The organism is Micromonospora yasonensis (genome assembly GCF_026013475.1).
GTDB lineage: Bacteria > Actinomycetota > Actinomycetes > Mycobacteriales > Micromonosporaceae > Micromonospora > Micromonospora yasonensis.
This window is the reverse complement of record NZ_JAPDPH010000377.1, coordinates 1-3,640: the sequence shown is the minus strand read 5'-3', so window position 1 is coordinate 3,640 and position 3,640 is coordinate 1. Positions and strand designations below refer to the sequence as shown.

General features: G+C 68.3%; 6 protein-coding genes. 2 read left to right on the top strand and 4 right to left on the bottom strand.

The annotated features are described in order from the left end of the window. Nucleotides 1-1,045: recombinase family protein (locus ONA70_RS35285; protein ID WP_265010816.1), on the top strand; the 1,045-nt coding region annotated here is incomplete at its 5' end. Nucleotides 1,046-1,176: 131 nt separating this feature from the next. On the opposite strand, the gene ONA70_RS35280 is transcribed toward ONA70_RS35285, so the two are convergent. After that, nucleotides 1,177-1,479, bottom strand: a complete 303-nt coding sequence (locus tag ONA70_RS35280) for a hypothetical protein (protein ID WP_265010815.1) — start codon at nucleotides 1,477-1,479, stop codon at nucleotides 1,177-1,179. A gap of 254 nt (nucleotides 1,480-1,733) precedes the next feature. Next, the gene (locus ONA70_RS35275) at nucleotides 1,734-2,783 is read right to left on the bottom strand and encodes a tyrosine-type recombinase/integrase (protein ID WP_265010814.1); all 1,050 of its coding nucleotides are present in this window, start codon (nucleotides 2,781-2,783) and stop codon (nucleotides 1,734-1,736) included. Between the two features lie 22 nt (nucleotides 2,784-2,805). Between ONA70_RS35275 and ONA70_RS35270 the strand changes: the two genes are divergently transcribed. Beyond that, nucleotides 2,806-3,057, top strand: a complete 252-nt coding sequence (locus ONA70_RS35270; protein WP_265010813.1) for a hypothetical protein — start codon at nucleotides 2,806-2,808, stop codon at nucleotides 3,055-3,057. Between the two features lie 14 nt (nucleotides 3,058-3,071). On the opposite strand, the gene ONA70_RS35265 is transcribed toward ONA70_RS35270, so the two are convergent. Both ONA70_RS35265 and ONA70_RS35260 read right to left on the bottom strand, forming a co-directional pair. Beyond that, on the bottom strand, nucleotides 3,072-3,227 hold the full coding sequence (locus ONA70_RS35265; protein ID WP_265010812.1) for a hypothetical protein: 156 nt from the start codon (nucleotides 3,225-3,227) through the stop codon (nucleotides 3,072-3,074). A 160-nt stretch (nucleotides 3,228-3,387) separates the two neighbouring features. Further along, nucleotides 3,388-3,640, bottom strand: a 253-nt coding sequence (locus ONA70_RS35260; protein WP_265010811.1) for a hypothetical protein, incomplete at its 5' end; no start/stop codon positions are given.

Here is a 3,640-nt window from a genome sequence, read left to right as displayed (position 1 = left end):
GCTGGACCTGCTGGGCGTGCACTCCCAGCGGGAAGTGTCCCGGGCCCGGCACCGCACCACCGCTGCCATGCGCGCCCAAGCCGAACTACAAGGCCGACACCTCGGCGGGCGGCCACCCTACGGCTACCGGCTCGTCGACGCCGGACCTCATCCGAACCGCGCCCACGCCGCCTGGGGACGGCGCCTGCACCGCCTGGAACCCGACCCGGCCACCGCACCCTGGGTGAGGTGGATCTTCGAACAGCGGCTCGCCGGCTACAGCGTGGCCAGCATCGCTCGCAGGCTCAACGACAACGGCGTGCCGTGCCCGTCCGGCGCCGACCCGGCACGCAACCAGCACCGCAGCGGCCAACGCTGGATGCTGACCACCGTCGCGGCGATCCTGGCCAACCCCCGCTACACCGGCCGCCAAGTGTGGAACCGGCAACGCACCGACCACGACGACATCGAGCCCGACGGCACCATCACCCGACACCACGAAGTCCAGCGCCGGAACGCCGCCCCACACTGGGTCATCTCCCGCCAGATCGCCCACCCACCGCTGGTCACCGAGAAGCAGTTCATCGCGGCCCAGGCGATCCACACCGCGCCCACCCCCGCTGATGGCGCTCCCCGCCACTACCTCCTGGCCGGCCTCGTGTGCTGCGGTGTCTGCGGCCGCATCATGGACTCCCACTGGGTCCACGGCCGTCCCGGCTACCGCTGCCGGCACGGCTACACGAGCACCCGCACCAAGACCTCACCGCAGCCGAAGATCCTCTACATCCGGGAAGACCACCTGCTGCACCGCATCCGCCACGACCGCGGCCTACACCGTCGCCATCCCGCGCTACGCAGCCCCGACCCGGAAAAGCTCACCGCCTGCCTGCGCACCAACAACATGATCATCGTGTGTGACCACCACGCCTGGATCATCGAATCCGAGACCGCGGTCTACACGCTCAACCCTGCGGCGAGCGTCCTCGCCGCCACAGCAAAAATCCCCGCCCAACGGGACGGGGATCACGCAAAACACGAAGGGCAGTCACGCTTCGTGTGGAAATAACGTGTCCGAGAGTTGAACTCTCCTATGTAGCATCCGTTATACAAACGGGTGCTCATGCGTTAAGCCTAGCACTTCACGATGCGTAACACTACAGGCTTGAGCTGCCGCGTGTCGCAATTTGAGGAACCAATTCAATCCGCCTGCGCCGAAGACAGCCCAGTCGTCAATCCGGCCGCGGAGAAGGGGCGCCTCCGACAGGCAGAGCCTGCACTGAAGTTCGCGCCATGAGGCATCCATGACGGGCACAGGCGCAAAATTTCAAGGGAGCGCTGGAGTTGGCAGCCCCTCGGGTAGGCGCCCTTGAGGATCGCCAGAAGGTTACGCAGATAAGGCTCTGGGCCAAACTCGCCGACCAATCTCGCGTTCGCCGCAACCCATTCTTCGTCCGAAATCATCGGATCGTGCGCGGCAGCCAGGTCAGGGTCGATATTCACCGCATAGAAGGATTGCCGATCGTGGCCACAACGCCACCGGGGGTCCACTCCCGGTCTGCGCCGCCCATCCGCAACTCTCGTCACTCAGTCCACGGCTTCGGCCGCCTCGATAGTTTCGCCTCCTGACGGAACGCAGGTCCAGTCGCGCCGGTTTCGCTCATCCCCAGGCTCGCGGCCGGACCCGCCGCTTCGCGCGGGGTCCAGGGACTGCTCCCCCACCCCCACGAAGCGACAGGTTCATCCGAGGCAGTCGATCAACGGCGAATGGTCATCGGCCAGGCGCCGGGGGTTCCTTCCATCGTGGCGAGTGGGTGTGGTTGGCCGGTCATGGCCGACAGTGCGTCAGCGACGTCTTGGATGTCGGCCTTGATGTAGGTGGTGGTGGAGGAGCCGGGGCTGTCGGTGTGGCCGGCGTAGGCGCGGGCCACACCGTAGCTGAAGTGGCGTTCCACCCAGGTGAGGGTGGTGTGGCGCAGCCAGTGGGTGGAGATGCCCTGGGCGGCGACCCATGGCAGGCGCTCCCCGATGCGTTTCCACAGGTGGTCGTATCGGCGGCTGCTGATCGGCTGGCCGTTGCGGTAGCGCAACAGCTGGTCGGTGGGCAGGACGGCGCCGCGGGCGTGGGCGTGTTCGTACAGGTGCTCGGCGAGGTCGAGGGTGATCGGCTGCCACCGCACGGTGCCTTTCTCAGCCAGACGCACGAGCCCGCTGCGGCGATCCAGGTCAACAAGCCGCATGGCGAGGGCACCGCCGCGCCGGCAGGCACTCTCCGTGTGCAGGCGCAGCAGGAGGGCATCGAGGATGACATCGTTGCCACTGGTCCGCGCCACCGCGTTGACCTCCTCCAGTTCGTACGGCGTCAACGCGCGACGTGTGCTCGGGAGACGGCGGGGCTTGGCGACACGATGGGCAGGACTGGCCGACGCATCGATCAGACCATCAGCAACTGCCCGGGAGTAGAAGGCGCGGGCGGCGGCGATGACGTGCTCGCCCGCGTGCCGGCCGTTGCGGCTGTTACGCCGCGACCGGGCTGTGGCGATCATTTCTTGTTTCATCGCCTCGATGTCACTGGCCGCGACGCGGTTCAGGGGCCAATCACCCCACACGGCGGCCATGCGCTCCCAGTAGGTGCCATACGTACGTCTCGCACCCGGGCCCGCCGCCGCGATCACGCGCGGCAGATACTCCGCGAGTGTCGGCAGCGACACCGGCACGCCGGCGTCGGACTCCAGATCGGCCAAGGTGACGCCAAGGTGGGCCAGGACCTGCCGGGCTGCGGCAACCGTGGCGGGATCAGCAGACACGGTCGCCTCCCGCCACCTCAGCGTGCAGATCGGCGAGCAGGCGAGCGACAGCGCTGATCGAGTGCACAACGATCAGGTCGTGGGCGACAAGAGCTGCCAGCAGTACCGGCTGGCCGGACTCGATCCGGCACATCCGCCGCGCGGAAGCCGGAAGTGGCAGCTGCCCTCGGCTGCCCACCCCGTGCCGACCACCGTTGGCCGAGGCGATGACGAGCACCCCTCGGTGCGGCTGGATGTCGAGGCGGTGTCCCGGCTGCCAGCCCAGCCCCTGTAGGAGGTGCTGTGCGGTCACTCGGCCGCAGCGGGATGGGAGAGCCATACCCAGCAGAAGCTCAGGAGCATCGACCGCCGCCGGTAGTTGAACTCGGCCGGGTAGTACCGGCATCGGTACCGGGCGGGGACGCGGACGGGCAGGCAGGGCAGCCGGAACAAGCGGACGGACAAGCTGCTCACCTCCCGGTCGGGGGGAAGGTCGTGTCATGGCGGTGACAACAGGAGACGACGTCCTGGGCCACGTCGTTCCCGACGGCCGGACGCGATCGGTGGCCAACGACGCGGGCGAGCCAGCATCGACGTCCGTGTCGGCGTGCGGTGGCATGATGCCTCATCCGCCCGCTGTGCACGCTGCTGATCGGGCAGGGCCGGCCCGGCAAAGCCCTCGGTCATCGACGACGTCGCCGCGCAGGGCAGACTGGACCCGTTCGACCTCCGCATGAATCGGGTCGAGGTGCTCGTCGAGTGCGGCCGGGCCGAGTAGGCGATCGCCGACCTGCGGGCCGATCCGGGCGCCGATACCGGGTACGCGCGCGTCCGCCTTGCCGAGCTCCTGGCCGACGCCGGGCGCCTGAACGAGGCGG